A 4,123-nucleotide genomic window follows, 5' to 3' on the forward strand; every position below is an offset into this window, starting at 1 on the left:
CAGAAATACGAAAATGACATAAAAGTCTTCGGAAAACGCAACAGTTATTCGAAGACAGAAAAGCAAAAGAAGGAAACAACCGGAAAATTTATTATAACGAAAAATGGGAGCAGGAAAAAGAATATATTAGAAAGAAGCTTTCGGAAGAAGAAACTGGCGAAATTTACGGCAAGCGTAAAACAGATGTAGAACCAGCGTTCGGATTTCTGAAGGCTAATTTGCGCTTCACGCGTTTGTCGGTGAGGGGCAAAGAGAAGGTGGAAAATGAATTAGGGTTTGCGTTCAAGGCGGTAAACTTGAAAAAGTGCATCGCTATGAACAGAAATCAGGCAACAGATCACGAAAGTAATCCTGAGAAAAATGGGTTCAATCATCAAAGACCGATGATCGAACCCATTTTTACTTGATTTTCTGTTGCCATATTTCGGTATTCTAACTACTTGAAAAAGGCACGAGGTTAGTATTTATATGGGGGTATGAGAATGAAGGTGAATTTTGATATTGACGAAAAATATACAGAAACGTCGATCACTATTCAAGCTGATGCATGGTCAGAAGAATTAGAAGAAATACTTCAAGTGATAAAGAAAAGACAATCTAGGCGTTTATTTGGGATTGAAGAAGGTCAGACCGTGTTACTAAAACCAGATGAAATTGATTTTGTATATACAGAGAATAGAAAGACATTTGCAGCATTGAAAAATAAGCACTATGAAATAAAATTGAAACTTTATGAAGTAGAGAAAATGCTGATCCCACATTATTTTATGCGTTTTTCGAAATCAGTTATTGGCAACTTGAACCGGATACAGCTTTTTGAATTATCATTTAATGGAACTCTCTGTGTATACTTTCAATCCGGTAATAAAGAGTATATTTCCCGCAGATATGTTGCAAAGATTAAAGAAAAAATGCGGATGGGAGGCATACATCATGATAATTGAAATCCTTAAGCGAAGTTTGATCGGGATTGCATTTGGAGCCCTTTACACATTTATTGCTCTTACCATTATGAAATTTAATCATATTGAAGGATCAGTAGCTGAAGTTTGGAATCATATGCTTGCTAGTTTTGTCCTTGGTATTTATTTTGGTTTATCCTCATTTATTTATGAAAAAGATCAATGGAGTCCATTAAAAGCTACACTTATCCATTTTTTTCTATCGATCGCTATTTATTTTTTCATTGCAATCAATGGGATGGATTCCGTTGGATTTTAAATTTATTATTCTTGGTGTTGTTTTGATTATTGTCATATATGGTCTATATTGGACCGGATACTATCTATACTTCAAAAGAGTAGAGGTTTCCATGAATGAGCATTTTCAAAAGAAAGAATGATAAAATTTGCAGTATTTTAAAATGAAATTCGGCTAAGAAATTATTCATAAATCAAAACAAATCGTGCCAAACTAAAAGCATCTTATAATAAGGGATTGGCTTTTATGCGCACGAATTATTATTTCATCATATTACTATTTGTTATTGGATTTATCATCCCCCCTTTCACATCTGTTCATAGTGAACAGCAGCCGAAAATGGATATTCATTTTATCAATGTGGGTCAAGGGGATAGTATGCTAATACAGACTCCATCAAATAAGACGATTTTAATTGATGGAGGGCCGCCAGAAGCTAAAAAAAAGGTGGTTGCCTATTTAAAAAAACATAAAATAAATAAAATTGATTTGCTTGTTGCTACACACCCTGATATTGATCATATTGGGGGCCTTAGACATGTGCTGAAATCAGTAGAAGTAGATAAAGTTCTTGACTCAGGAAAGCTGTATTCAACAAAAACTTATGCTAAGTTTATGAAAGAAATAGGCAAACAAAAGATACCATTAGAAATAGCAAAAGAAAATGAATTAATAAAACTGGATCCGCGAATTAACATTCGTGTTTTGAATACACATTCGGCTAAAAAAAATAATAATCAATCATCCATTGTCTTGAAAGTAAGTTTTAAAGAAATGGATTTTTTATTCATGGCTGACGTGGAACGGGATCAAGAAATGAAGCTGATAAAAAAATACAATTTGGAGGCGGATTTTTTAAAGATAGCGCATCATGGTTCAAATACGAGTAGCTCCTTAGCTTTTTTAAAGGAAGTGAATCCAAAAGTTGCTATTCTAACATATAGTAAATCAAATGATTACGGTCATCCAGTTAATCGCGTTATTAAAAATTTAAATAAAATAAAAGCACAAATCTATTCAACTGCGGTCTTCGGGGACCTAACCATTAATACTAATGGAGAAAGTTATTTTATTCATCAGGAAAAAAGTCCAGTCGATGGTTTGCTTGAAAATGCAAGCTAAGCTTACTTTGTGAATTGTCAAAAAGATATAAAAGTGATATCATATTGATATGGAAGTAAAATCAACCACGTAGGATGGTGTTTAGATGATTTATGAAAGAAAAGCCTGGGCGATGAATGGATTTGTTGGTATTGTTATCATTGCAATACTATTGGCAGGTACTGTTTTGGGCTTGATTAATGAGCAGTTTATACTTGGCGGAATTTGTCTGATTATTGCTATTGTACTAGGAAGCGGAATAACATTAGTCCAGCCTAATCAAGCGGTAGTTGTCATCTTTTTGGGAAAATATATGGGAACTGTTAGGCGTGAAGGAATCGTCGTAACAATCCCCTTCTCCATGAGGAGAACGATTTCTTTACGGGTACGTAATTTTAATAGTAAACGGCTGAAAGTAAATGATGTTAATGGGAATCCAATTGAAATTGCAGCAGTTGTTGTATTCAAAGTAATCGATGCAGCGAAGGCAGTTTTCGACGTTGATCAATATGAGGAATTTGTGGAAATTCAAAGTGAAACAGCGATTCGAGCTGTTGCAACGAAATATCCATATGATACCTTTGAAAATGCCGAATTAACGTTAAGGGGCAACCCGGAAGAGGTATCTAATGAGTTAACAGCAGAATTGCAGGAACGTTTGAAGGTTGCCGGTGTTGAGGTAATCGAGGCAAGGTTAACACATCTCGCATATTCCACGGAGATTGCTCAAGCAATGCTTCAGCGTCAACAGGCAAGTGCAATTGTTGCAGCCCGAAAGCAAATTGTGGATGGGGCTGTAGGAATGGCTCAGGGAGCGATAAAGCAAATAGAAAAGAACGGTATGGTTGAATTGGATGATGAGCGTCGTGTGGCCATGATTAATAATTTACTTGTATCGATTGTATCTGACAGCGGTACACAACCTGTTGTAAATACAGGATCATTATATCAATAAGGCTGGTTTTTATGGCTAAAAAAAAGAATTTTCCATTGCGGATTGATCCGAAACTGTATGATGTTTTACAAACCTGGGCAAAAGATGAATTTCGCAGTGTCAATAGTCATTTGGAATTTTTATTAAGGGAATCTGCAAAAAAGGCTGGCCGCTTACCAAAAAAAACAGACCAACAAGAAGATTAACAAGGTTTACCTAACATGATGTAATGTGTTTTTCTTTAAAATAAAAAACGATAGAATCCGTATAGGATTGAGCATGGGAATTATTCGAAAATATTTCCCATGCTATTTTTTCTGGCTCGATATAGAGATAGGAGAGACCAAACTCGGTTGGAACACAAGGAAAAAGGTTCTCATCAAGGAGCATGAGTGACCACACTCAGTTAGAAAACATAAAGAAAGACTTTCATTCGATTAACTCGGTAGATACATAGTGGATCCATGCTACTGTGTTTATTTTATTAGTTGAGTGTTTTGCTCCACGTAAAAGCTTCACACGGAAAAATGTGTGAAGCTTTTTTGTTCGCCCAGCATGGGCGAACTCTAACGGGTGAAAGTCCCGAGTGCAACCATGTAGCGGTAAGCACATAGCCAAAAGCAAGGGTGTCCATAGTGATATGGAATCTGAAGGAAGCTCAAGGCAAACCTCTGGTCTGACGAACAGAAATCATATATGAGGCAACACATGCGGATAAGGCTGCTAAAGAAGCTGAAGCCCAATAGCTACAAACATCATGTGGTGTATATATGGCAGATAGATGGAGGGAAAGAGTTCGCACCTTAACTGGGGAGGTCTCGTTTATCTATATCAAAAGTGTACAGCGATGTATGCCTGGGAAACGAGAAGTCAGCAGAAGCCGTAGTA

The 4,123-nt window shown here is 36.2% G+C and carries 4 protein-coding genes and 2 pseudogenes; all 6 read left to right on the forward strand.

Features of this window, described 5'->3' with window-relative positions; genetic code table 11:
• Positions 1–59 precede the first annotated feature (59 nt).
• Positions 60–407: pseudogene (locus GZ63_RS17550) on the forward strand (transposase); the annotation flags it as partial.
• A 75-nt stretch (positions 408–482) separates the two neighbouring features.
• Positions 483–944, forward strand: coding sequence for a LytTR family DNA-binding domain-containing protein (locus tag GZ63_RS0114160; RefSeq protein WP_029270667.1), 462 nt, complete (start codon positions 483–485; stop codon positions 942–944).
• Positions 934–1,342: pseudogene (locus GZ63_RS0114165) on the forward strand (DUF3021 domain-containing protein). Before GZ63_RS0114160 ends, GZ63_RS0114165 begins: the two are co-directional and overlap by 11 nt.
• A 104-nt stretch (positions 1,343–1,446) precedes the next feature.
• Positions 1,447–2,322 (forward strand): ComEC/Rec2 family competence protein, encoded by an 876-nt coding sequence (locus GZ63_RS0114175; RefSeq protein ID WP_029270671.1) that lies wholly within the window; start codon positions 1,447–1,449, stop codon positions 2,320–2,322.
• Between the two features lie 85 nt (positions 2,323–2,407).
• The gene (locus GZ63_RS0114180; RefSeq protein ID WP_038221279.1) at positions 2,408–3,256 is read left to right on the forward strand and encodes an SPFH domain-containing protein; all 849 of its coding nucleotides are present in this window, start codon (positions 2,408–2,410) and stop codon (positions 3,254–3,256) included.
• Positions 3,257–3,267: 11 nt separating this feature from the next.
• Positions 3,268–3,441 (forward strand): hypothetical protein, encoded by a 174-nt coding sequence (locus GZ63_RS17555; RefSeq protein ID WP_038221280.1) that lies wholly within the window; start codon positions 3,268–3,270, stop codon positions 3,439–3,441.
• Positions 3,442–4,123 lie beyond the last annotated feature (682 nt).

It is taken from the genome of Virgibacillus alimentarius, from assembly GCF_000709085.1.
In the GTDB taxonomy this organism is placed as follows: domain Bacteria; phylum Bacillota; class Bacilli; order Bacillales; family Amphibacillaceae; genus Virgibacillus_B; species Virgibacillus_B alimentarius.